Below are 22,751 nucleotides of genomic sequence, written 5' to 3' on the forward strand. Positions count from 1 at the left end.
GCCACAGTGACAAAGTTCTTTATTAACCGTCCTATCGTGGCTATGGTGATCTCAATCCTTATGGTCATCGTGGGTATTGTTGCCATGTTGAGTCTGCCTGTTGCGCAGTTTCCCAGTATTGTTCCCCCTGAAATCCAGGTACAGACGACCTTTCTTGGCGCGGATGCACTTACCGTTGAGCAGTCGGTAGCGACACCCCTTGAGCAGCAGATCAATGGTGTGGATAACATGCTCTACATGTACTCCATTAACGCCAACAATGGCCAGATGACGCTGCGGGTGGCATTTGATGTGGCGACGGATCCCAATATTGACCAGGTTCTTACACAGATGCGTCAGCAGCAAGCTCAGAGCCAGTTGCCGCAGAGTGTCCGGAATTACGGCATTACGAACCCGAAGTCGTTGAGCAGTCCGCTTATGCTCGTTACCCTCTACTCGCCGAAAGGTACATATGATGCAACATTCCTTGCGAATTATGCCTATATCAATATAAATGATCCTTTGTCACGTACCCCGGGCGTCGGTCAGGTGCAGATATTCGGTGCCGGCCAGTATGCGATGAGGCTCTGGTTGAAGCCTGACAAGCTTGCCAAGCTCCAGATTACAGCACCGGAAATCTGGGCAGCCCTCAACGCTCAGAATAAAGTGAATCCTATCGGTCAGGTAGGGGCCGAACCGGTACCGAAGGGCCAGGAGTTTACTTATACTTTGCGGACTCAGGGGCGGCTTGTGACAGAAGAGGAATTCGGGGATATTGTTGTTCGTGCCAAGTCCGACGGCTCCATCGTGCGCGTAAAAGATGTTGCCCGTGTTGAGCTGGGGGCGCAGATGTATAATATCATCGGCAGGATGAACGGGGCCCCGGCAGCCATTCTCGCAGTGTATCAACTGCCTGGTTCCAATGCCATTGAGGCTGCCAGAGGCGTGAGGAAAATGCTGGAAGAGATGAAGCGGCGGTTTCCACAGGACCTCGACTACCGCGTTTCTCTCGATACCACACTGGCAGTCACAGAGGGTATCAACGAAATAGTGCATACCCTGTGGGAGGCGGTACTCCTTGTCATCCTTGTTGTCTTCATCTTTCTGCAGGGATGGAGGGCAACGCTCATCCCGTTGGTTGCCGTGCCTGTATCCCTTATCGGCACCTTTGCCGTCTTCCCCCTGCTCGGGTTTTCCATTAATACCTTATCGCTTTTCGGTCTTGTGCTCGCTATAGGTCTCGTTGTTGACGATGCCATTGTCGTTGTGGAGGCAGTGGAAAAGCATATCGAGGAAGGTATGCCTCCCAAAGAAGCTACAATCAAAGCAATGGAGGAGGTATCCGGTCCGGTTGTGGCCATTGCCCTCATTCTTGCCGCAGTGTTCATTCCTACCGCATTTATCCCGGGGATTACCGGGAGGCTCTATCAGCAATTTGCAGTCACTATTGCTATATCGATGCTCATCTCTGCTTTCAACGCCTTGAGCTTGAGCCCTGCCCTTGCTGCCCTTTTACTCCGGCCGAAGAAGGAATCGCGGGGGATAATGGGCAGGTTTTTTCAGGGTTTCAATCACTGGTTTTCACGGGCTACCGAAGGCTATGTCGGTACCTGCGGTTTTCTGATCAAAAAAGCGGGGCGGAGCCTCATGTTCCTTGCCCTCGTTGCGGTGGCTGTGGCGTTCTTCGGCATGAAGCTCCCCAGCGGATTTCTCCCCGAAGAGGATCAGGGTTTTTTTTATCTCGATGTGCAGTTGCCCGAAGCGTCGTCTCTCCAGCGACTTGATGCGACCTGCAAGCAGATCGAAACTATCCTCCGGCAGACACCCGGTGTTGAGGTTTTTAATACCATCGTCGGCTATAGCATCCTGAGCCAGGTGAATACCACCTACAACGCCTACTTCTCGGTTACCCTGAAACCATGGCATAAACGGAAGAAGGCGGAGGAAAAATATGCCGCTATTATGGCCCGTGTAAATCAAGAGCTTAACAAACTGCCGTCAACCCAGGCCTTTGCCTTCTCGCCTCCTGCGATTCCCGGTATAGGCACATCCGGTGGTATTACCTTCATGCTCGAGGATCGTGCCGGAAAGGGTATTGATTTCCTTGCGGAAAACACGAAAAGGTTTATGGATACAGCCCGAAAGCGGCCGGAATTCGCCTCGGTAACCACTTCGTTTTATCCCGCGGTGCCGCAAATGTATGCCAGCGTGGACCGTGACAAGGCGGTAAAACAGGGTGTGAATCTTGCCGACCTCTACCAGGCGCTGCAGTCCTTTATGGGCGGCCCATTTGTGAATTACTTCAACCGTTTCGGCCGCCAGTGGCAGGTCTATATACTTGCCGACGGCGAATACCGTACGCGGGCGGAAAATATCGGCCAATTCTATGTGCGTAATAAATACGACCAGATGGTCCCCCTGTCAAGCCTTGTGACCATTGAGAAGAGCACCGGACCGGAGTTCACGCAGCGTTATAATGAGTATCGAGCCTCCCAGATTAATGTGATCCAGGCGCCGAAATACAGCTCGGGGCAGGCCATGGCTGCACTGGAAGAGGTGTTCAAACAGACGATGCCGTCCGAGATGGGTTTTGACTATATGGGTATGTCTTATCAGCAGAAGGCGGCCGCCGAAGGCATATCACCTATGGTCATCTTCGGACTCTCACTCTTATTTGTCTTTCTCATCCTTGCGGCACAATACGAGAGCTGGTCTCTGCCTTTCAGCGTGCTCCTCGGTACGCCCATCGCAATTTTCGGGGCCTTTGCGGGGATCTGGCTCCGCTCCATGGAAAATAATGTCTATGCGCAAATCGGGCTGGTAATGCTCATCGGTTTGGCAGCCAAGAATGCGATTCTTATTGTTGAATTTGCGAAGGCCAAATTTGAAGAAGGCAAATCAATAACGGAGGCTGCCCTTGAAGGCGCCCGCATACGTTTGCGGCCGATTCTGATGACTGCCTTTGCCTTTATCCTGGGTACGGTGCCCCTGGCAATTGCCTCGGGTTCAGGGGCGATGTCGCGGCAAATCCTGGGTACGGTAGTGATCGGGGGGATGCTCGCTGCTACGTTAATTGCCGTTTTTTTAATCCCCGTAACCTTTTATGTTATTGAAAAATTTGCGCACAGGCAGGAGACCGAACCTGTTGCAACGCCCCATTTACCTGGCCCGCCCGCAGGTAACTGATTATGTCAAAGTTCTTTATCAACCGTCCCATCGTAGCCATGGTGATTGCCATTATCACAGTCATCGTGGGTATTGTTGCGATGACGAGGCTGCCCATTGCCCAGTTTCCTGATATCGTTCCGCCGGAAATCCTGGTAGAAGCCACCTATACGGGTGCTGACGCATTGACCCTTGAGCAGGCGGTTGCCACCCCCATCGAACAGCAGATGAACGGCGTTGACAACATGCTCTACATGTACTCCATCAATGCCAATAACGGACAGACACAGCTAAGAGTTGATTTTGATGTAGGCACTGATCCGAATACCGATGAAGTGCTCGCGCAGATGCGTTTCGGACAGGCTGAATCCCAATTGCCATCCGAAGTGAATGCCATGGGTGTCACCATAAAGAAATCGGCAAGCAGTCCTCTCGTGGTTTTTGCCATTTATTCGCCGAAAGAGACGTACGATCAGGTATTTCTCGCTAATTATGCCTACATAAATATCAACGATCCGCTCTCGCGGGTCAAGGGTGTCGGTCAGGTGCAGATCTTCGGCGCCGGCCAGTATGCCATGAGGCTCTGGGTAAAACCCGACTATCTCGCAAAGCTCGGTGTCACGGTGAACGACATCACGAATGCCATCAACTCTCAAAATACCGTGAATCCCTCCGGGCAGATCGGTGCAGAACCGGCTCCTCCAGGTCAGGAATTCACCTATACGGTAATAGCGCAGGGCAGGCTTATCAGCGAAAAGGAGTTTGGAGAGATTGTGATCCGGGCCAACAGCGACGGTTCTTTGCTGCGCGTTAAGGATGTTGCCCGTGTTGAACTCGGTGCGCAATCCTACAACATTATAGGCCGCTTTAATGGTAAACCTGCTGCCGTCATTGCCGTATACCAGCTTCCCGGCTCCAATGCAATTGATACCGCCGAACGGACCAAAAAACTCATGGAAGAATGGAAGAAACGCTTCCCTCAGGACCTCGAGTATACCGTTTGCCTCGATACAACGCTGGCGGTTATTGAGGGCATGAGAGAGATTGTAAAGACCCTCATCGAGGCGCTGATCCTTGTTATTATTGTGGTATTCCTCTTTCTGCAAGGCTGGAGGGCCACACTCATCCCGCTCTGTGCCGTGCCGGTATCGCTTGTGGGCACTTTTGCCCTTTTTCCGCTCTTCGGTTTTTCCATTAATACGCTATCGCTCTTCGGTCTGGTGCTTGCTATCGGTCTCGTTGTTGACGATGCCATTGTTGTCGTGGAGGCTGTGGAGAAGCATATCGAGGAAGGTATGCCGCCCAAGGAGGCTACAATCAAAGCAATGGAGGAGGTGTCCGGTCCGGTTGTGGCCATTGCACTCATCCTTGCCGCCGTGTTCATTCCTACCGCATTTATCCCGGGGATCACGGGGAGGCTCTATCAGCAATTTGCTGTTACCATTGCCATTTCAGTCCTCATTTCAGCCTTTAACGCCCTGACGCTCAGTCCTGCACTGGCGGCCCTGCTGCTCCGGCCAAAGACAAAGGGCTCAGGTCTGCTCCAGAAATTCTATGACCTGTTCAACCGTGTTTTTAAGCGTGCAACAGACGGGTATGTGGGTCTCTGCGGCGTTGCCATCAGAAAGACCCTGATCAGTCTTATCATACTTGTCGGGGTTGTGGCAATGTCCGGTATTTTCGCCAGAATGGTGCCGGGCAGTTTTCTTCCCGAGGAGGACCAGGGGTATCAGTTCGCTGCACTCCAGTTACCCTTTGCCGCCTCGCTGCAGCGCACCGATGAGGCCGTGAAGAAGGTTGAAGAAATCATTCAGAAAACCCCGGGTGTGAAATACTGCACGGCAGTCACCGGCTTCAACCTGTTGAGCCAGATTACCAACACATACAGCGGTTTTTTCTTCATAACCCTTGAGGAATGGGCAAAAAGAAAAAAGCCGGAGGAACAATATGAGGCAATTATGATGCACATCTACGAAGAGATGTCCAAGGTGAGCGAGGGTTTCGGTTTTCCTATCTCGCCGCCGGCCATCCCCGGTATCGGCACCGCCGGCGGGTTCACCTTCGTTCTGGAAGACCGTGCAGGTAAAGATATCTCCTTTCTCGCCAATAATGTGAAGACTTTCATGGAGGCTGCCCATAAGCGGCCGGAGCTGACTTCTCTCGCTACAACCTTCAGCCCTGCCGTGCCGCAGATGTATGTAAACGTGGACCGTGACAAGGTGCTCAAACAGGGTGTTGAACTTGATGACGTATACCAGACGCTGCAATGTTTCATGGGAGGTACCTTTGTAAATTACTTTAATCGTTTCGGCCGCCAGTGGCAGGTTTATGTCCAGGCCGAGGGCGACTACCGGACGCAGGTTGAAAACCTCGGCCAGTTCTATGTCCGTAATAACAACGGCAACATGGTGCCCCTTTCTGCGCTCGCTGATGTCAAAAATACATCAGGCCCGGAATTTACCGTGCGGTATAACCAGTACCGCAGCGCTCAGATTTATGGAAGCGCTGCTCCTGGATACAGCTCTGCCCAGGCGATGAAAGCCCTTGAGGAAGTTTTTGCCCGGACCATGCCTCGCGAGATGGGTTTCGACTATATGGGCATGTCATACCAGGAAAAGAAGGCACAGCAGGGTATACCGGTGTCGGCCATCTTTGCTTTCTCGGTGCTCTGCGTTTTTCTTATACTTGCGGCGCAGTACGAGAGCTGGTCGCTGCCCTTCAGCGTACTTCTCGGTACACCGATTGCAGTGATGGGGGCATTCCTGGGTCTTCTGGTGCGCGGGCAGGAAAACAATATCTATGCCCAGATCGGTCTCGTCATGCTTATCGGTCTGGCTGCAAAGAATGCCATCCTGATTGTGGAGTTTGCTAAAACGGAATACGAGAAGGGAACACCCCTCGTTGATGCTGCACTTTACGGTGCCCGGTTGCGTCTGCGGCCGATTCTTATGACCTCATTTGCCTTCATCCTCGGCTGTGTGCCGTTGGCTATTGCGAGCGGCGCCGGTGCAGCAGGCCGTCAGGTGATGGGTACAGCGGTTATCGGAGGGATGCTCGCAGCAACTTTCATAGCAATTTTCCTTATCCCTGTAACGTTTTATATAGTGGAGAAGCTGTCACATCGAGGAAAGAAAGAGGATAAAAGTGAAAAGTGAAATGATGAAAACAAAAAATGAGGGTGAGTGACATGAAAAGATTTATAACCTTCCTGATATCTATAGCTGTACTTACGGGCTGCGCCATCGGCCCCGACTACAAACGCCCGGCAATCGATACACCCGCCTCCTGGCGCTTTGAAGAGAAAGAGACCAGGGATGTTGCCAACACGACCTGGTGGGAGCAGTTCAATGACCCGGTTTTAAATGATCTTATTCAGATTTCGCTCAGTGAGAACAAGGACCTGAAGATTGCATCTGCGAGGATCGAGAGTTATATAGGACAATACTGGGTAGCACGGGCGGGTCTTTTTCCACAGATCGCTGCCGGCGGCAGCGCAGGCAAAAGCCGTATCAGTGAGTTAGGTTCGACCCCGTTATCATCCCAGACTGAGAATCCGGCGTGGGCCTATCAGGCTTCTCTAAACTCCATGACCGGCAGTTGGGAGATTGATGTCTGGGGTCGCCTGCGCCGGGCAACAGAGGCGGCGCGTGCTGACCTTTTGAGTTCCGAAGAGGGGAGACGCGCTGTCATCCTCTCGCTCGTCTCTTTTGTAGCAAACGCCTACATAAACCTCCGCGATCTCGATAAACAGCTCGAAGTGGCGGAACGTACCGTACAAAGCAGAGAGGACTCCTATAAACTGTTTACACTTCGTTATAAGGGAGGGATCATTTCCCTGCTGGAACTTTCACAGGTGGAGTCTGAGTATGAACAGACACTTTCCCAGATACCCGTTATTAAGAAGAACATTGCACAGCAGGAAAATTCGCTGAGCGTACTGCTTGGAAGAAACCCAAGTCCTATCCCGAGAGGTAAGACAATCGATGAGCTTATGCTGCCCCCGGTCCCGGAAGGTTTACCGTCTGACCTCCTTGAACGGCGGCCGGATATCCGTCAGGCCGAGCAGGCGCTTGTTGCCGCCAATGCACGAATTGGCGTGGCACGTGCACTCTATTTTCCTACCATTACCCTGACCGGTCTTTTTGGGTGGTCAAGCACGGAACTCACCAGCCTTTTCAACGGGCCCGCGCAGATCTGGAGCTGGGCCGGCAATTTCAGTGCCCCTGTTTTCACCGGTGGCGCCAATGTGGGGCAGAACATAGTAGCTGAAGCGCAACACCAGGAAGTCCTTTTACGTTACCAGAAGACGATCCAGACTGCCTTCCGGGAGGTAGAGGATGCACTTGTGGACCAGAAACGCATACGGGAACAATTAGACGCGCAGAAGCGGCAGGTGGAGGCCCTTCGCACCTCTGCTCGGGTGGCGAGACTCAGGTATGATAACGGTTACGTGAGTTACATTGAGGTGCTTGATGCAGAGCGAAGCCTCTTCAATGCGGAGCTTGATTACGCAAGGACACAGGGGGCTCTTTTCCAGGCCTTCGTGAGCCTGTACGCGTCGATGGGGGGTGGATGGGTCACAGAGGCGGACAAAATGACGGCGGCAGTAACGCCTGCGAAACTAAACTGATGTGAAAGGAGGTGCCTATGGAATGGTTTGTGAATACCCTTCGGCAATACCCGGAACTTGCAATCTTCCTGACGCTCGGCCTGGGTTACTTTGTCGGAAAACTCAAGCTGGGCAAGGTTGCGCTCGGTGCTGTCACAGGTACCCTCCTTGTGGGGGTATTGATCGGGCAACTGAACATTACCATCTCACCGAACGTGAAATCGGTCTTTTTCCTCATGTTCCTTTTCGCAGTGGGCTATGGGGTAGGGCCGCAGTTCTTCCGGGGGCTTAAAAGCGATGGTCTTCCCCAGGTGGTTTTCGCAATCATCCTATGTCTTACATGCCTGCTTTCTACTTTTCTGGCCGCAAAAATACTTGGTTTTGACATTGGTTCCGCAGCAGGGCTTCTGTCGGGTGCCTGCACGATCTCCGCGGTAATCGGTGTGGCAACCGATACGATCAATCAACTCAGTGTTTCTGCTGCTCAGAAGACATCTTTTATCAACCATATCCCTGTAGCCTATGCGGTGACCTACATTTTCGGCACTGCCGGATCAGCATGGTTCCTCTCCTCCATCGGGCCCAAGCTTCTGAGAGTGGACCTGGCAGCGGAATGCAGAAAACTGGAGGAAAAAATGGGCGCCGGGCAACCCGAAGCGGGAGTTGTCTCTGCGTACCAGCAGATTATCGCCCGTGCTTATCAGGTAACAAATGCGAAGTTCGTCAACAAAACCATCGGAGAATTCGAGTCGAGTTTCATGGCCGACTTGAGCTCCCTGCGAATCTTCGTAGAGCGGATCCGCCAGGGGGGTAAGATCATGGAGCCTGACCTTTCCATTGTCATTCAGCAAGGTGATGTGCTGGTGCTTGTTGCCCGCCGGGAGTTGCTGGTAAAGCTGGAGAATGAGAATGCGATCGGCCCCGAGGTGGACGATAGGGAACTCCTTGACTTTCCTGCAGAGGCGCTTGACGTGGTAATTACCAACAAAGCCATTGCAAAAATGACTCTCAAAGAGATCGCAAAATCGGATATTGCGGGAAATGGACGGGGGGTATTCCTTAGGAAGCTCATGCGTGGGGGGCACGAGATGCCTGTTACACTGGGTACTAAGGTAGACCGAGGCGACGTGTTGACCATAGCAGGGGCAAAACGCGATGTTGAACGGGCCGCCAAGGTGCTGGGTTATGCGGACCGTCCTACTGATATGACCGATATAGTATTCGTTGGTATCGGCATTCTCCTTGGTGGTCTTATCGGCGCCCTGTCTATCAAGATTGGCAAGGTTCCCTTAAGCTTGAGTACCAGTGGCGGTGTATTGATCATGGGGCTCGTATTTGGCTGGCTGCGATCAGTTCATCCAACCTTTGGCCGCATCCCTGCTCCTGCCCTCTGGATGATGAACAATGTGGGTCTTACCACCTTTATTGCCGTGGTGGGTATAAGTTCCGGGCCGGGATTTGTCGCAGGTCTGAAGGAGGCAGGACTTATGCTGTTCTTTGCAGGCATTTTTGTTACCATAATGCCATTTGTGGTGGGAATCTTCATGGGTAAGTATGTTTTTAAGATGAATGCAGGCATCATTCTGGGCGCCTGCGCCGGGGCGCGTACCACCACGGCAGCGCTGGGCGCCATACAGGACGTTGCGAAAAGTAAAATTCCGGCCCTTGGTTATACCGTGACCTACGCCGTGGGCAATACGCTTCTCATCATCTGGGGGGTGGTGATCGTTATAATGCTGGCATAAATTAAAAACCAGAAAGGAGAAATAATTATGGCAACAAAAAAAATTATCGATCCTGAATATATCCATCCGTTTGATGAATTCAATATGGAGATCCCTGAGGATACTTTTCCCATGCAGGGAATGATGGCCAGGGCGGCCAAGGGAATCGTGAACAGCGAGGAATGGACCGACGCCAATCCCGTGCTCAATCTATCTTCATTTGTGACAACCTTTGCCGAGCCGGAGTTGAGAGAGGTTGCTGCCGCAAACTTCCTGAAAAACTACATAGACCACGATATGTATCCGCAATTGTTCGCCATGGAGGGCCGCATGGTGCGGTGGCTCCATGACCTGTGGAATGGCCCGAAGAATGTGGAACCTTACGGCACCGCCACGGTCGGTTCGTCCGAGGCCTGCATGCTTGGCGGTCTTGCGCACAAGTGGAACTGGCGTGAGAAAAGGCAGAAGGCAGGCAAGGATGCAGGCCAGCCCAACATGGTCACCGGCGGTAATGTCCAGATCGTGTGGAAAAAATTCATGAAGTATTTCGATGTTGAGCCGCGTATTGTTCCGCTAAAGCCTGGCAATTACCGCCTGACAGCCGAGCGCCTCGAGAAGTACGTGGATGAGAACACAATATGTGTGGTGGCCATTGCCGGTCAGACCTTCACCGGTGAGGACGACGATTTTCAGGAAATCCATGACTGGCTCGATGCCTACGAGAAGAAGACAGGCATCTCTGTCCCTATGCACATTGACGGCGCTTCCGGCGGCTTTGTGAACCCGTTCCTCTATCCTGACTATAAGTGGGACTTTCGCCTGCCGCGGGTGCTTTCCATCAATGCATCAGGCCATAAGTATGGTCTTGTGCCGCCCGGACTTGGCTGGGTGGTCTTCAAGGAACGCAAGATTTTCAATGAAGACCTGGTGTTCTATGTGAATTACCTGGGTGGTGAGATGCCCACTGCCACATTGAACTTCAGCCGTAATGCCTTCCAGATCGCGGCGCAGTATTATCAGTTTCTGCGGCTGGGGCGCGAAGGCTACACGCGCATCATGCAGGAAACGGTTAACCATGCCATCTACCTGCGTAAACAACTGGTGGACAGTGGCTATTTCAAGATTATGAATGAGACGCAACGCATTCCGGTTGTAGCCCTGACGCTTGATAAAAAGATAAAGAACTTTAACGAGTTCGATGTGTCCAACAAGGTGCGTGAGCGTGGCTGGGTACTCTCGGCCTACACCATGCCGCCCGATGCACAGAAAATCCGCAGCTTGCGCATAGTGGTGCGTCCGCACCTGAACCGCAATACCATTAATTTGCTGGCCAGGGATATTATCAAAGCCTGCGATTACCTGAAAGTTCATGGCGGCACAGCCACACCGCCCGCATTGCACGACATGCATAAGACTGCTACGTCGAAGTGTTAAAGGCAGGTAAAAAAAGTGAAAAGTGAAAGGTGAAGGAGAATTCTATGGACTGGAACGGACTTGAAAAACACCGCATCGATCTTAAACTCCCGCTGTTAATCATCAGCGGGACACGTGGACTATTAGCCTGCGGCTATCTGAACGTGGAGACTTTCGATAAGACCGGTGAGACAGCGGCAATCGTGACCGGTGTGAAAAATTTCGATGATATGCTCAATGCTAAGGCGGTGAAAGTTTCCAATGCTGCCGAGCAGGCTGGCATAGAGCCTGGAATGACCGGAGCCGAAGTGGTCGAGCGTATTCGCTGAGCGGTTCAAACATTCAAGAAAAGGGGCGACCCCCTTACGGGGACAGGCGTGAGCCCCAGTAAATAAGGCAGTCGTTAGTGAATAGTCGATAGTGGAAACACTAAAGAGGAGACAGATTACAGATAATATATGCAAGGATATAATTTAGCGAGCCCCGCGAGCGAGAGGGGAAGGCTCCGCGGGCTTTGCCCGTGGAGGGGGCGACGCAAGCCCCAGTAAATGAACAGGAGGAGTAAATGAGGTGGACGAAACGGTTGTTTAACATCGGTTTGCTTATACTGGTTGCAACGCTCTTTGTTGCAACCGATTCAGCTTTTGCCCTGCCTAAGATCAAAATTCTGGCCACAGGCGGCACTATTGCCGGCGCCCAGACCAGCACGTCCGAGGCTGGCTACAGAGCCGGCAGTTTCTCGGTGGACGACCTGATCAAGGCTGTCCCGCAACTCAAAGATCTTGCCGACATTACCGGCGAACAGGTGGCAAACATTGGCAGTCAGACCATGAACCATGAGGTTTGGCTCAAGCTTGCCAAACGGGTTAATGAAGTGCTCAAGAGAGACACAGACGGCGTTGTCATCACCCACGGCACTGACACCATGGAAGAGACCGCGTTTTTTCTAAGCCTTGTCGTGAAAAGCGACAAACCCGTCGTGCTCGTTGGTTCGATGCGTCCGGCCACTGCTATTGGCGCTGATGGTCCGGCAAATCTCTATAACGCAGTCGCGCTTGCTGCGAATCCCAAAGCAAGGGGGCGTGGCCCGCTCGTTGTTCTTAATGACGAAATCCACTACGCCCGCGAAATCCAGAAGATGAACAGCACTCAACTCGACACATTCAAATCGCCGAACCGTGGACGCGCCGGTGTGATGAATACGGGCAAGGCATACTTCTTCTCGCAAAACACCACGCGCCACACCATGGAGAGTGAGTTTTCGGTGGACGGCAAGGAGGCAAAGGACCTGCCCCGTGTTGAGGTAGTCTATTCCTATGCGAATCTCGGTAATGACGTCATAAACTTTCTCGTCGAAAAGGGTGTCAAAGGGATTATCCTGGCAGGTGTGGGTGATGGCAACAGCACTGACGCCGCTATTGCCGGCCTTGCAGATGCGGCCAGAAAGGGTGTTGCGGTAGTACGGGCCACCCGCACAGGAAGCGGCCTTGTTGTGCGCAACGTCGAAGTGGACGACGACAAACTCGGTTTTATCACCTCGATGGAACTGAACGCGCAAAAATCCCGCATTCTCCTCATGCTGGGGCTGATGAGGACAAATGATCCGAAAAAGCTGCAGGAACTTTTCTATTTATATTAGAGAAAGGGGGTTAGTATGAGTAGTATGGGCATGTACGCAAAAATGGCACTCTTCACGGTCATGTTTCTTCTCCTAATTTTTACAACGCCAGCGCAGGCCCAGTCCCAGAAAGAAGAGATCGAAAACCTCAAAGCGGCCGTCCAGTCTATGCAAAAGACCATCGAAGAGCTGAACAGGAAGATCGCTGAGATTGAGAAAACTCAGGACAAAACACCACAGGCGCCTCAGGCGGCAACACAGGCACCGGCTGTACCTATGGTCCAGGCGTCTGTACCCACTGCCAAACAACAACCGGAAAGCACTGCACCTGCCTGGTTTGACACAAAGTCTTTTGTTACAAAAGGAGACTTCCCAGGTTCCTTCAAGATTCCCGGTACCAATACCTCTATGCAGCTCGGCGGGTCTATCCAGACAGACATAATGTACGATTTCAAGGGGAACATTGGAAGTAAAGACAGTTTTGTGACCAACACGATTCCCACCACCGGACCTTCGGGGTCAAACAACACGAATTTCAGTATACGGAATTCGCGCGTGTTTGTGAAGACCGATACACCCACAGACTTAGGGCATCTTAAGACCTTATTCGAGTGGGATTTTTTTGGCTCCGGCAATACGACAAACTTAAGGCTCCGCCATGCTTACGGCCAGATGGGATCATTTCTTGTCGGGCAGACATGGAGTACATTTATGGATGCTTCAGCCATGCCTGATACCCTTGATCACGAGGGGCCAAGTGGATTTGTGATCATTCGATTGCCCATGGTCCGGTGGACTCAGTCCCTTACAAAAGGTCTAACATGGGCCACGGCTATTGAGAAACCCAGTGGCGAAATAACTGCACCTCAAGGCCAGACAGGGGATACCCGCAACCCGTATCCGGACTTTGCTACCAACCTGCGATGGGAACAGGACTGGGGACACCTCCAGGCGGCAGGGCTTTTCCGTGGTATGGCTTTCAATCCGACGACCCCGTCGGGGGATAATCAGATGAATGTGGGTTGGGGGTTTAACCTGACAGGCGAACTAAAAACCTGGGGTAAAGACAGCATCCTTTTCTCGGGGACCTATGGCAAGGGCATAGCGAGGTATATGAATGATATGGGTGGGCTTGGACTGGATGCTGTCCCGAAAAGGCCAGGCAGTGCTGACCTTGGTACACCGGGAACCTTCGGCGGTACTCTCACATATGGCCACTGGTGGAACGAGAAGTTGAACTCCAATTTTGTCTACAGTTACTCATTCCTGGATAATATGCCAGGGCAGGCCACGTTGCCAGGGCAGCCGGCAGCATACCGTAGTGCCCAGTATGGCGCCGCCAACCTGCTATGGTATCTCACAAAGCGTGTCATGCTCGGTGTGGAATATCTCTATGGCAACTATCAGGATTACAATAAGGACAGTGGCACGGCGAGTCGCTTTCAGTCGTCGGTCCGGTTCAACTTTTGATGAATAATATATAAGAAAAGTCAGCACAATCAGGCTTATGAATTGCAGAGAATTTCTGGGCGCTTTTCTAAAACTTGTGCATAATATTTACAATCAGAGAACCCCAGATGGTAAGCACCACGTTTGCAACCGCGTAGGCAGTTGCATAGCCGATCACAGGCAGTGAACTTTCGGCCTGTTCCTCAAGTGTAAGCAGCGCCGCCGACTCGTTCCGTGAACCGGTGAGCGAGCCATACAGGAAAACCGGATTCAATTTCATAAACAGCTTTGCAAAGAAATAGCCTACCAGAACTGGAATGATTGTCAGAATAACCCCGGCAATGAAGACCGATAACCCCGTAGTTTTCAAGGCAGCCAGCGCCTGACTGCCCGCACCCAGTCCGACGCAGGCAATAAAGAGGTTCAATCCCAGGTTCTGGAGAATCCACCGGCTTGCGGATGGAATCTGTCCGTAGGTCGGATGCAAAGTGCGCACCCATCCGAAAATAAGGCCGGAGACAAGGACACCGCCGCCAACGCCGAGAGAGATCGGAATACCGGCAATATTCACTACAAGAAGTCCTATTAGCGTGCCGAGCACAACTCCGCAGCCTACAACAACCATATCGGTCACATCCGTCTGGCGTTCCGCAAATCCGACCATTTTAACTGCGCGTTCCACATCTTCCTTGCTTCCAATCAACTGAAGGATATCGCAGCGCTCAATTGCGGTTTTAGGCAAAATAGGAACTGTATTGCTCTGACGCGTAATCTTGCGGAGGAAGAGGCCGCGCGCCTCGTTTAGACTTCCAAGTTCGGCAATGGTTTTACCAACAATTTCCTTATTCAGGACGCAGACCTCCATAACTTCTCCGACAATTTCCACCAGGTCTGCGATATCCTGTTCCGGGCCGATAAGTTCCGTCGCGGCAAGCATGCATTTCCGGGATGGACTTCCTATAATAAGGATGTCACCTGATTGAGCGGCAAGATCAGGCTGAAGCGTCAGTGTCTGCTTGCCTCTTTGAACAGCCTCAACAAAGGCATGCTGGGGGAAAAGTCCTTCGATAAAGCTGACGGTCTTGCCGAATATTTTTTCGTTTTCCACGCGGTATGCGCGCAGACTCAACTGCTTCGACCAAGAAAATAGATCAGGACTTTTGTCTGGAACATTTCCTCCTCCGGAATAACTTTCTTCAAGCTTCCCGGCTTCCGCTTTCAGATCGTCACCCATTATTCTGGGCAGTAAAGAAAACATAAGGATACCGCCAACTGTGCCAAAGATGTAAGTTATAGCGTATGCTATGGCTGTATCTGTTTCCATAGCGGTCCTGGCGGCCTCGGAAAGTCCGGGCAGATGGGTGATGGCGCCTTCCGCGGTCCCGATTGCTGCTGATGTGGTCAGAGCTCCGGCCAGAAGCCCCGCTGTCGTCCCCGGACTGAAGCCGAAGAGTTTCCCAAGCGCAAGAGCTGTGACCAGTGCAGCCACAGCCACAACCAGCGCAACCCAGATGTAGCTTAGCCCCTGCTTCTTCAATCCCCCGAAAAACTGCGGTCCGACACTATAGCCGATGCAGAATACAAACAAAGCAAAACTGACAGTTTTCAACAGAGCCGGGACTTTTACACCCGGGATTTGCCCCAGAACAAGCGCCATTATCAGAACTGATGCGGTAGCTCCCAGGCTGAATCCCTTAAATTTGAATTTGCCGATGTAGTAACCGGCACCAAGCGATAGAAACAACAATATCTCAGGTTGTTTACGGCAAATTTCCAAAATATCATTAAACATACATCCCTCCGTTATTTGCCGGACTTCTTCCAGGTGTCATAATATTCAGCAAGCAGTTCGCTGATTGCCTTGCCGATTTTTACATAATCGTTCTTGAAAAGGTTCGCAAGAGAGACGCGAACGGACATTTCCGGAGCAGCAAAGCCGCCGCCATCCATCAGGACAACGCCCTTTTTATCGGCAAGATTCCACACGAAGTCAATCGGTTCGTAAGTTGATTTGAGCCACTTCGCAAAGTCCGCTTCGAATCGTTTTTCGGCAAGTTGCGGAATATCGATCGTCGTGTAATACATTGCGTAACAAGGCAGTTCGGGTGCTTCGACGCCGAGCGACTTATAGAGCGCCTCATAGCGTTCTCTCACCAGGTCCTGCACCTCTTTCTTGTAAAGGTGACTGTCCGAGTCGAGGAGTTCCTGAAATGAGAATAGCGCCATCATCACCTGCTGTGGCGTCGAGAGACCGGCGGTATGGTTCAGGGCTACTGCCCGGCTGTCGGCGACTAAACGGTCAATGAGCTTGATACTGTCCGGATCGGGCGAGATGGATTCATAGCGTTTGTGCATCCCCCCGCGTTTATCCTTGGGAAGAGCCGCAATCATTTTATCCATTACATTGTCCTGGTATATCCCTATGACGCCCAGCCTCCATCCGGTAGTTCCGAAGTATTTTGAGAATGAATAGACCAGAATGGTGTTTTTCGGGGCGATGGCCGCCAAAGATTTGAATCCGTTCACGAATGTTCCGTAAACATCATCGGTCAGTATTATAAGATCTTTTCTGCGCGTTTGAACCAGCTCCGCTATTTTCTCAAGAGATTCCTTCGCGACGCTCGTAGACGGCGGATTTGACGGATTGACGATAAAGAAGGCCTTTACGGAGGGGTCACTCAGCTTTTCAAGTTCAGAATCGGGATACTGCCAATTATTGTTTTCATCCATCTTGATATCAACGACTATCAGCCCATAATCGTTGAGGGTGGGAATATCAAGGTAGGGAGTAAAAATAGGCGTGCCGATAGCGATTTTATCTCCGGGATTAACGAGGAAATTTTCTTTGAGCGTATTGAATACATATGTTATCGCGGCGGTTCCGCCCTCGACCGCGAAAAGGTCCATGGTTCCTGCCGGTGGCTGACAGTCGCACATTGTATTGTCAAGATATGTCTGGACAATCTTTTCGCAGTTTTTCAGCATGCGATCAGGTGTAGGATAGTGGTCGCCGAGTATGCCGTCAATCATCTCCCCGATAAATGAGTCTCCGTCAAGACCAAGATTTTCCGTCGCGTACTTATATGAATCGGCAAGGAACTGGGAGCCGCGCGATTCAGAGTGAATGCGGCAGAAGTCGAGCAGACGTCCTCCCATGCCTTTTGATTCGGGAGCGCCGGCGATTCCGGGGCGGCTCAGAACCCGATGCGCCTCTTCAAGGGCAAAGTTTCCAAGCAGGAAAAAGGCATATCTCGGAACTGTCGCAACCCAGTTCGGATTTCCCCTCCCCGCATTCAACATTATCCGTTCCCGATTTGAGCTTGCCATCTCAATCTGCTTGTCTTTCAGCTCAAACGGACTCAGTCCTTCGTAACGTTTTTCTTCTGTCATTTCTGCCATTTCGTTGACCCCCTTTTTTTATTTACTAAGCCTGGCGCTTTTTCAAAACTTTCAACGTTTCACTATAATGCTATCACATAAAATAATATTTTACGAAGCGAAATTTTTTGTGAAAGGAGGGCGGCATCGTTGTGACGCTGACGCCACATACGCCCGGTTTATTTTTCGGCAAATATGTGCTAAAATTGGACCCTATCATGCTCCTTGGCGTCAACACAGGAAGTTTAATGACCTATGCCGTGGGTAATATCCTGCTTGTTTTGTGGGGTGGGGGACCGGTCATGGTGATGCTGAGGTCATGAGGTGTCAGAAGAGGTTATTCTAATGTGCGATCAAGTTGATACGAATATGGAAAACCATTTCTTTTGCTTCCACTCCGGGCGGATTACCCTTGCAGCGATTCGCCTCCATTCAATTTCCGAACTTGCCACTGGGCTTCAAACAGCGGAAATTGGCCAAGCCGCGGCCTGTCCGCGTGGCACATTGCGTCTTATCGGCAGGGTCCCAATCCGTCCTCGATGTCCGCTGCAAGAAACAGTATTTCCATTACGTATAGGATCATTATGATAGCAACTTGGAATTATAAGTGTTAAGCGGACAGTTTAATCTGCCTGTTGGATTCGACCTGGCGGCGGTATTTCTGTTTGGCCTTACGGGTGCGCTTTTCGCCATGAAGAAGGGCTATGACATTGTAGGCGTATTTGTCATGGCGCTCATCACAGGGGCAGGGAGCGGCCTGATCCGGGACGGGATTTTTCTCCAGCAGGGACCTCCCGCTCTGGTGACGGATGAGCGATACCTTTACGCTGTCGGGGTAGCGGGATGCCTTGGCATTTTGTTTGGTCGACATGTTGTTATAGTCGAAAAGTGGTTCGACAGAGGGGTGTCCGTAGTTGACGCAGCAGCATTAGGGACATACGCCATCGTCGGTGCACAGAAGGCCATCAATGCCGGTCTGGGTGTGTCGGCGGCATTCCTGATAGGTGTCATCAATGCCGTGGGGGCCAGCTTGATTCGCGATGTATTGACACAACAGGAATCCATTCTGTTGAAACCGGGTCAATTTTACGCCTTTGCGGCTGCTGTCGGCTGTATTGTTTTTCTTATTCTCGGTCCAGGGATCGGGATTGCGGCTGAGGTGTCGGCTTTTATCGCCATTGCAGTCACCTTTCTGCTCCGGGTTGCGGCGATCCGCTTCAACTGGCAGACCCCTCCGGCGGGGCAGGAAAAGATACGGGATAAATTACATTGATGCACGAAAAACTTTAAAATTTCCATTGCCCACATCTTGTTATATCTGATAGAGTAATAGCAGTATTAATCGGACAGAAGGGGGATGATGAGAAGACCTTCAGAACAGGATCAGGGACAAAGTGGATTGAGTTTCAGTCGGCTGGAAGAGGGAGTTCTCGTCATAGAGCTCGCCGGCAACTGGACAATCAATGATAAACTCCCACCGTTAAGCGATGTCCAAAAAGAGATTGAAAAGGGTTTGCTGCCTGTGCATATTGCTTTTGATACCAAGGACCTCGGTAAATGGGATAGTGGCCTGCTCACATTTCTTGTAAAAGTGATAGAAATCTGTTCACAGAAAAATATCCAAGTGCAGGAAGATGGGTTGCCCCAGGGGGCACAGCGACTTCTGCACCTTGCCTTTGCCGTTCCAGAGAGGAAAGGTGATCGTAAAGAGAGTTCACGTCTTTCCTTTCTGGCAAAAACAGGTGATTCTGCTGTTATGTTCTGGAAATCTATTTTTGAAATGATTACTTTTGTCGGTGAAGTTTCTGCTGCTTTCATGAAGATGCTTACCGGTAGGGCCCGTTTTCGCGGCTCTGATTTTCTCCTGATCATCCAGGAATGCGGTGCAGATGCGCTTCCAATTGTTTCGCTTATCAGCATACTTGTGGGGCTCATCCTTGCCTTTGTGGGTTCTATACAGCTTAAAATGTTCGGTGCCCAGATATATATAGCAGACCTTGTGGGTATTGCCATGGCCCGTGCCATGGCTGCCGTTATGACAGGCATTATCATGGCAGGTCGCACCGGAGCTTCCTTTGCTGCCAGGATAGGCACGATGCAGGTAAATGAAGAGATTGATGCGCTGAAGACTTCCGGCATCTCGCCCATGGAATTTCTCGTCCTCCCAAGGATACTTGCCCTTTCCATAATGCTGCCCCTCCTGACACTGTATGCAGATTTAATGGGCATCCTGGGCGGGTTAATTGTGGGTGTAGCCGGGTTTGATATAAGTCTCATTGAGTATTACAACGAGACAAAAAGTTCACTTACCCTTACCAATATATGGATCGGACTTGTAAGCGCTTTTGTCTTCGGTGTACTTGTTGCCATTGCCGGGTGTTTACGGGGGATGCAGTGCGGACGGAGCGCTTCAGCGGTTGGTGACGCCACGACATCAGCAGTAGTGACAGGCATCGTAAGCATTGTTGTTGCAACGGCAGTGATTACAGTGGTTTGTAATGTGCTGGGTATATAGTAAAACATAGGGTTCAAGGGGCCGAGGGTAAAGTAAAAAGAGTCAAGGGAACGAAGAATAGGGTTCAAGGGTGTAACTGAGGTGTTGAAGAGCTATAAAGAACTGCAAGTCTGGCAGAAAGGATACAAACTCTGTTTAGATATATACAGGATAACAAAGCATTTTCCTAAAGAAGAACAATACGGGTTGACAGCGCAGATGAGAATATCTGCGGTTTCAATCCCATCTAATATTGCTGAGGGCTATGGAAGAAAATCACGGAAAGAATACATTCAGTTGTTGTATGTTGCATACGGCTCAATGTGTGAATTGGAAACACAGCTATCGATATCAAAGGATTTGGGGTATATCGATACTAAAAATGCAGTTAGTGTTCAACAGGGAATTGGTGACGTAGAAAGGATGTTAAAAACACTCATTAAGTCTTTAGAGGCTAAGCCATGACCCAATCTCCCCTTGACCCCTCGACCCCTCGAACCCTCGAACCCTGCCTTTCCGATCCTCACATTATTGTGAGAGATCTTACCATGGCTTATGGAACGAATGTGATTCAACGCGATCTTACTTTTAATGTGAACCGCGGGGATATTTTTATTATTATGGGAGGAAGCGGGTGTGGTAAGAGCACACTTTTGAGACACCTTATCGGACTTCAGACACCGGCAAAGGGTCAGGTATTTTATGGAGATGTGAGCCTATGGGATATGGACCCCGATGAACGGGAGCGTTTTATGAGACGTTTCGGGATTCTCTATCAGAGCGGTGCCCTCTGGAGTTCTATGACCCTTGCAGAGAACATAGGGCTTACGCTTGAAGAATATACAGTCCTCAGTCATTCTGAGATTAGCGAGATTGCGTCGTTTAAGCTTGCCCTTGTGGGTCTTGCAGGATTTGAAGACTATTACCCTTCAGAGATAAGCGGCGGCATGAAAAAGCGGGCCGGGCTTGCACGTGCAATGGCTCTTGATCCTGAGATACTTTTTTTTGATGAACCATCAGCAGGGCTTGACCCTATCAGCGCCCGTCTTCTCGATGATCTCATCCTTGAGCTGCGCGACAGCCTTGGATCTACGATTGTTGTGGTGACCCATGAACTGGCCAGTATCTTTGCAATAGGAAATAACTCAGTTTTTCTCGATGGTGAAACAAAGACGATGATTGCAACGGGAGATCCAAAGAAGCTTCTTGCAGAATGCAGGAATCCAACGGTTCATGCCTTCCTCACGAGAGGAGAACCGGATAAAGAGATGATGAGAGAAAACCGTGGAGGAGGAAAAACAAATCATGAGCAAACCCGCCAGTAAAACACTGATCGGTGCTTTTGTAATAGGTGCAATCTCACTTGCCGTGATAGCGGTTGTTGCTTTCGGCTCAGGAAGGTTCTTCGTTAAGAAATTACCCCTGGTTATGTATTTTGAGGGCTCTGTTGCCGGGCTCAATGTGGGTTCCCCCGTTGTGTTCCGTGGAGTTAGGATAGGCTCTGTTAAAAACATTATCCTGCGTTTTGAGACAGAAGATCTGTCGTTTATTATCCCGGTTTATGTAGAATTAGACCCGCGGAAGGTTGTTCATGTGGGGGTGATTTCCGACGATGAAGAGATTTATCAGGCACTCATTAAGAAAGGGCTCCGTGCTACACTTGAGCTTCAAAGTATGGTCACGGGCCAGCTTATGATCAATCTTGACTTTCATCCCGGCAAACCGGCAAAATTCGTAGGTCTTGACAAGCGTTACTCCGAGATTCCCACCATCAAATCGGGTCTTGAGCAACTTTTAGAGAGCGCCGACGACATTTCGCTCAAAGAGCTCTTCAGCAAGCTCCTCCATGCAATCGAGGGGGTCGACAAGGCCGTCAATTCTCCTCATCTGGCATCAAGCCTTGAGACTTTGAGCGCTGGTTTAAAGGATGCGAAGAGGATACTTTCGAAGATTGACAATGAGATTGATCCTGTCCTGGAAAATGTCAAAGTCAGTTCTCAATCGATTCGGGAAATCTTTAAAAAAGGTGAAGATGTTCCTGCCCAGATCGGGCAGACCTTGCTTATTATCCAGAATACCCTGAAGCAGGCCGAGAATACGTTGCACTCAGTCCAGGGTCTTGCTTCGGAGAATTCAACGGTTGTCCTTGAGGTTGACAACACCTTGAAAGAAGTTTCTGATACTGCCCGTTCTGTCAGGTTCCTCAGCGATTACCTTCAGCGTTATCCTGAATCCCTCATCTGGGGGAAGAAGCCATTAAAAGGAGAATAGCCATGATACGTATCCTGCCCATTATCATTATGATATCCCTTCTTCTTGGTTGCAGCAGTACTTCACCGCCTCCAAAGTTTTATACCCTGAGTTCTCTTGTTTCTCCCAAAACCGCCGAATTCTTCCCTTCAAGAAGCGATACACTTGTTATCGGCATTGGCCCTGTGGAGATTCCCGATTACCTTGATAAACCACAGATTGTGACCCGCACCGCCACGAACGAATTGTTAATCTCCGAATTCAACCTCTGGGGCGGCTCCCTCAAAATGGACGTCACGAGGGTGCTCATAGAGAACATATCCTCGTTCCTCGGATCAGAACCGGTTACTATTGTTACCTGGAGAGCCCATGTCTCCGGTTCTTACAGAATCCCCATTTATCTCTTCCGTCTCGATGCAACCCCTGATGGCACTATCTTGCTCAGGGCTAAGTGGGGTATCGTAGCAAAAGACGGAATAACTGTTGAATCAATCCGTGAGTCCTCCATAACAAAGCCTGTAAAGGGAAAAGAATATAACGATACCGTAAATGCAATGAGCGATGTCCTTGCGGATTTGAGCAAAGAAATAGCGTCAGCTATAAAGGCTGTGGTGAGTAAGGCCGATTAGCTCATAAAACGATTCATACCAATTCGCCTTCATTCATATAACT

The 22,751-nt window shown here is 50.7% G+C and carries 17 protein-coding genes; 15 read left to right on the forward strand and 2 right to left on the reverse strand.

Translation table 11 applies throughout. From position 1 onward, the window contains the following. Positions 1 to 6 precede the first annotated feature (6 nt). From NTX75_13715 to NTX75_13750, 8 genes are all read left to right on the forward strand, one after another. Positions 7 to 3,165 (forward strand): multidrug efflux RND transporter permease subunit, encoded by a 3,159-nt coding sequence (locus NTX75_13715; GenBank protein ID MCX5817273.1) that lies wholly within the window; start codon positions 7 to 9, stop codon positions 3,163 to 3,165. Between the two features lie 2 nt (positions 3,166 to 3,167). After that, entirely contained in the window at positions 3,168 to 6,299 is a 3,132-nt protein-coding gene (locus NTX75_13720; protein ID MCX5817274.1) for a multidrug efflux RND transporter permease subunit, read from the forward strand. A 32-nt stretch (positions 6,300 to 6,331) separates the two neighbouring features. Beyond that, positions 6,332 to 7,774, forward strand: coding sequence for an efflux transporter outer membrane subunit (locus NTX75_13725; protein MCX5817275.1), 1,443 nt, complete (start codon positions 6,332 to 6,334; stop codon positions 7,772 to 7,774). A gap of 17 nt (positions 7,775 to 7,791) precedes the next feature. Further along, on the forward strand, positions 7,792 to 9,498 hold the full coding sequence (gene aspT / locus NTX75_13730) for an aspartate-alanine antiporter (protein MCX5817276.1): 1,707 nt from the start codon (positions 7,792 to 7,794) through the stop codon (positions 9,496 to 9,498). Positions 9,499 to 9,525: 27 nt separating this feature from the next. Further along, complete coding sequence (locus tag NTX75_13735; GenBank protein ID MCX5817277.1) at positions 9,526 to 10,911, forward strand: glutamate decarboxylase; 1,386 nt, start codon at positions 9,526 to 9,528, stop codon at positions 10,909 to 10,911. Positions 10,912 to 10,955: 44 nt separating this feature from the next. Next, positions 10,956 to 11,219 (forward strand): DUF1805 domain-containing protein, encoded by a 264-nt coding sequence (locus NTX75_13740; GenBank protein ID MCX5817278.1) that lies wholly within the window; start codon positions 10,956 to 10,958, stop codon positions 11,217 to 11,219. A gap of 236 nt (positions 11,220 to 11,455) precedes the next feature. Beyond that, positions 11,456 to 12,529: a type II asparaginase gene (locus NTX75_13745; GenBank protein ID MCX5817279.1), complete on the forward strand. Its 1,074-nt coding sequence runs from the start codon at positions 11,456 to 11,458 to the stop codon at positions 12,527 to 12,529. Between the two features lie 15 nt (positions 12,530 to 12,544). Next, the gene (locus tag NTX75_13750) at positions 12,545 to 13,978 is read left to right on the forward strand and encodes a DcaP family trimeric outer membrane transporter (GenBank protein MCX5817280.1); all 1,434 of its coding nucleotides are present in this window, start codon (positions 12,545 to 12,547) and stop codon (positions 13,976 to 13,978) included. Positions 13,979 to 14,045: 67 nt separating this feature from the next. Here NTX75_13750 and aspT (NTX75_13755) read toward each other — a convergent pair whose 3' ends face one another. Together aspT (NTX75_13755) and NTX75_13760 are read right to left on the reverse strand one after the other, a co-directional pair. Continuing rightward, positions 14,046 to 15,749 (reverse strand): aspartate-alanine antiporter, encoded by a 1,704-nt coding sequence (gene aspT / locus NTX75_13755; GenBank protein ID MCX5817281.1) that lies wholly within the window; start codon positions 15,747 to 15,749, stop codon positions 14,046 to 14,048. Between the two features lie 11 nt (positions 15,750 to 15,760). Beyond that, positions 15,761 to 17,356 carry a bifunctional aspartate transaminase/aspartate 4-decarboxylase gene (locus NTX75_13760; protein MCX5817282.1) on the reverse strand — a complete coding sequence of 532 codons (1,596 nt, stop codon included), beginning with the start codon at positions 17,354 to 17,356 and terminating at the stop codon, positions 15,761 to 15,763. A 131-nt stretch (positions 17,357 to 17,487) separates the two neighbouring features. Here NTX75_13760 and NTX75_13765 point away from each other — a divergent pair, with 131 nt between their 5' ends. The 7 genes from NTX75_13765 to NTX75_13795 all read left to right on the forward strand — a co-directional run bounded on the left by NTX75_13765 (position 17,488) and on the right by NTX75_13795 (position 22,708). Next, on the forward strand, positions 17,488 to 17,658 hold the full coding sequence (locus NTX75_13765) for a hypothetical protein (protein ID MCX5817283.1): 171 nt from the start codon (positions 17,488 to 17,490) through the stop codon (positions 17,656 to 17,658). A gap of 284 nt (positions 17,659 to 17,942) precedes the next feature. Further along, positions 17,943 to 18,608, forward strand: coding sequence for a TRIC cation channel family protein (locus NTX75_13770; GenBank protein ID MCX5817284.1), 666 nt, complete (start codon positions 17,943 to 17,945; stop codon positions 18,606 to 18,608). A gap of 84 nt (positions 18,609 to 18,692) precedes the next feature. After that, positions 18,693 to 19,850, forward strand: coding sequence for an ABC transporter permease (locus tag NTX75_13775; protein MCX5817285.1), 1,158 nt, complete (start codon positions 18,693 to 18,695; stop codon positions 19,848 to 19,850). Positions 19,851 to 19,934: 84 nt separating this feature from the next. Further along, positions 19,935 to 20,294 (forward strand): four helix bundle protein, encoded by a 360-nt coding sequence (locus tag NTX75_13780; GenBank protein MCX5817286.1) that lies wholly within the window; start codon positions 19,935 to 19,937, stop codon positions 20,292 to 20,294. Next, the gene (locus NTX75_13785; GenBank protein MCX5817287.1) at positions 20,291 to 21,154 is read left to right on the forward strand and encodes an ATP-binding cassette domain-containing protein; all 864 of its coding nucleotides are present in this window, start codon (positions 20,291 to 20,293) and stop codon (positions 21,152 to 21,154) included. Before NTX75_13780 ends, NTX75_13785 begins: the two co-directional genes overlap by 4 nt. Beyond that, positions 21,135 to 22,100 (forward strand): MlaD family protein, encoded by a 966-nt coding sequence (locus tag NTX75_13790; protein MCX5817288.1) that lies wholly within the window; start codon positions 21,135 to 21,137, stop codon positions 22,098 to 22,100. Before NTX75_13785 ends, NTX75_13790 begins: the two co-directional genes overlap by 20 nt. 2 nt (positions 22,101 to 22,102) lie before the next feature. Beyond that, positions 22,103 to 22,708: a PqiC family protein gene (locus tag NTX75_13795; protein ID MCX5817289.1), complete on the forward strand. Its 606-nt coding sequence runs from the start codon at positions 22,103 to 22,105 to the stop codon at positions 22,706 to 22,708. Positions 22,709 to 22,751 lie beyond the last annotated feature (43 nt).

The sequence above is a fragment of the Pseudomonadota bacterium genome, from assembly GCA_026388315.1.
Classification (GTDB): domain Bacteria; phylum Desulfobacterota; class Syntrophorhabdia; order Syntrophorhabdales; family Syntrophorhabdaceae; genus MWEV01.

Bases quoted from the DNA above. Each gene is read 5' to 3' on its own strand.
- NTX75_13720 (MCX5817274.1), top strand. From the start codon at position 3,168: ATGTCAAAGTTCTTTATCAACCGTCCCATCGTAGCCATGGTGATTGCC.
- NTX75_13725 (MCX5817275.1), top strand. From the start codon at position 6,332: ATGAAAAGATTTATAACCTTCCTGATATCTATAGCTGTACTTACGGGC.
- aspT (MCX5817276.1), top strand. From the start codon at position 7,792: ATGGAATGGTTTGTGAATACCCTTCGGCAATACCCGGAACTTGCAATC.
- NTX75_13735 (MCX5817277.1), top strand. From the start codon at position 9,526: ATGGCAACAAAAAAAATTATCGATCCTGAATATATCCATCCGTTTGAT.
- NTX75_13740 (MCX5817278.1), top strand. From the start codon at position 10,956: ATGGACTGGAACGGACTTGAAAAACACCGCATCGATCTTAAACTCCCG.
- NTX75_13745 (MCX5817279.1), top strand. From the start codon at position 11,456: ATGAGGTGGACGAAACGGTTGTTTAACATCGGTTTGCTTATACTGGTT.
- NTX75_13750 (MCX5817280.1), top strand. From the start codon at position 12,545: ATGAGTAGTATGGGCATGTACGCAAAAATGGCACTCTTCACGGTCATG.
- aspT (MCX5817281.1), bottom strand. From the start codon at position 15,749: ATGTTTAATGATATTTTGGAAATTTGCCGTAAACAACCTGAGATATTG.
- NTX75_13760 (MCX5817282.1), bottom strand. From the start codon at position 17,356: ATGGCAGAAATGACAGAAGAAAAACGTTACGAAGGACTGAGTCCGTTT.
- NTX75_13775 (MCX5817285.1), top strand. From the start codon at position 18,693: ATGATGAGAAGACCTTCAGAACAGGATCAGGGACAAAGTGGATTGAGT.
- NTX75_13785 (MCX5817287.1), top strand. From the start codon at position 20,291: ATGACCCAATCTCCCCTTGACCCCTCGACCCCTCGAACCCTCGAACCC.
- NTX75_13790 (MCX5817288.1), top strand. From the start codon at position 21,135: ATGAGCAAACCCGCCAGTAAAACACTGATCGGTGCTTTTGTAATAGGT.
- NTX75_13795 (MCX5817289.1), top strand. From the start codon at position 22,103: ATGATACGTATCCTGCCCATTATCATTATGATATCCCTTCTTCTTGGT.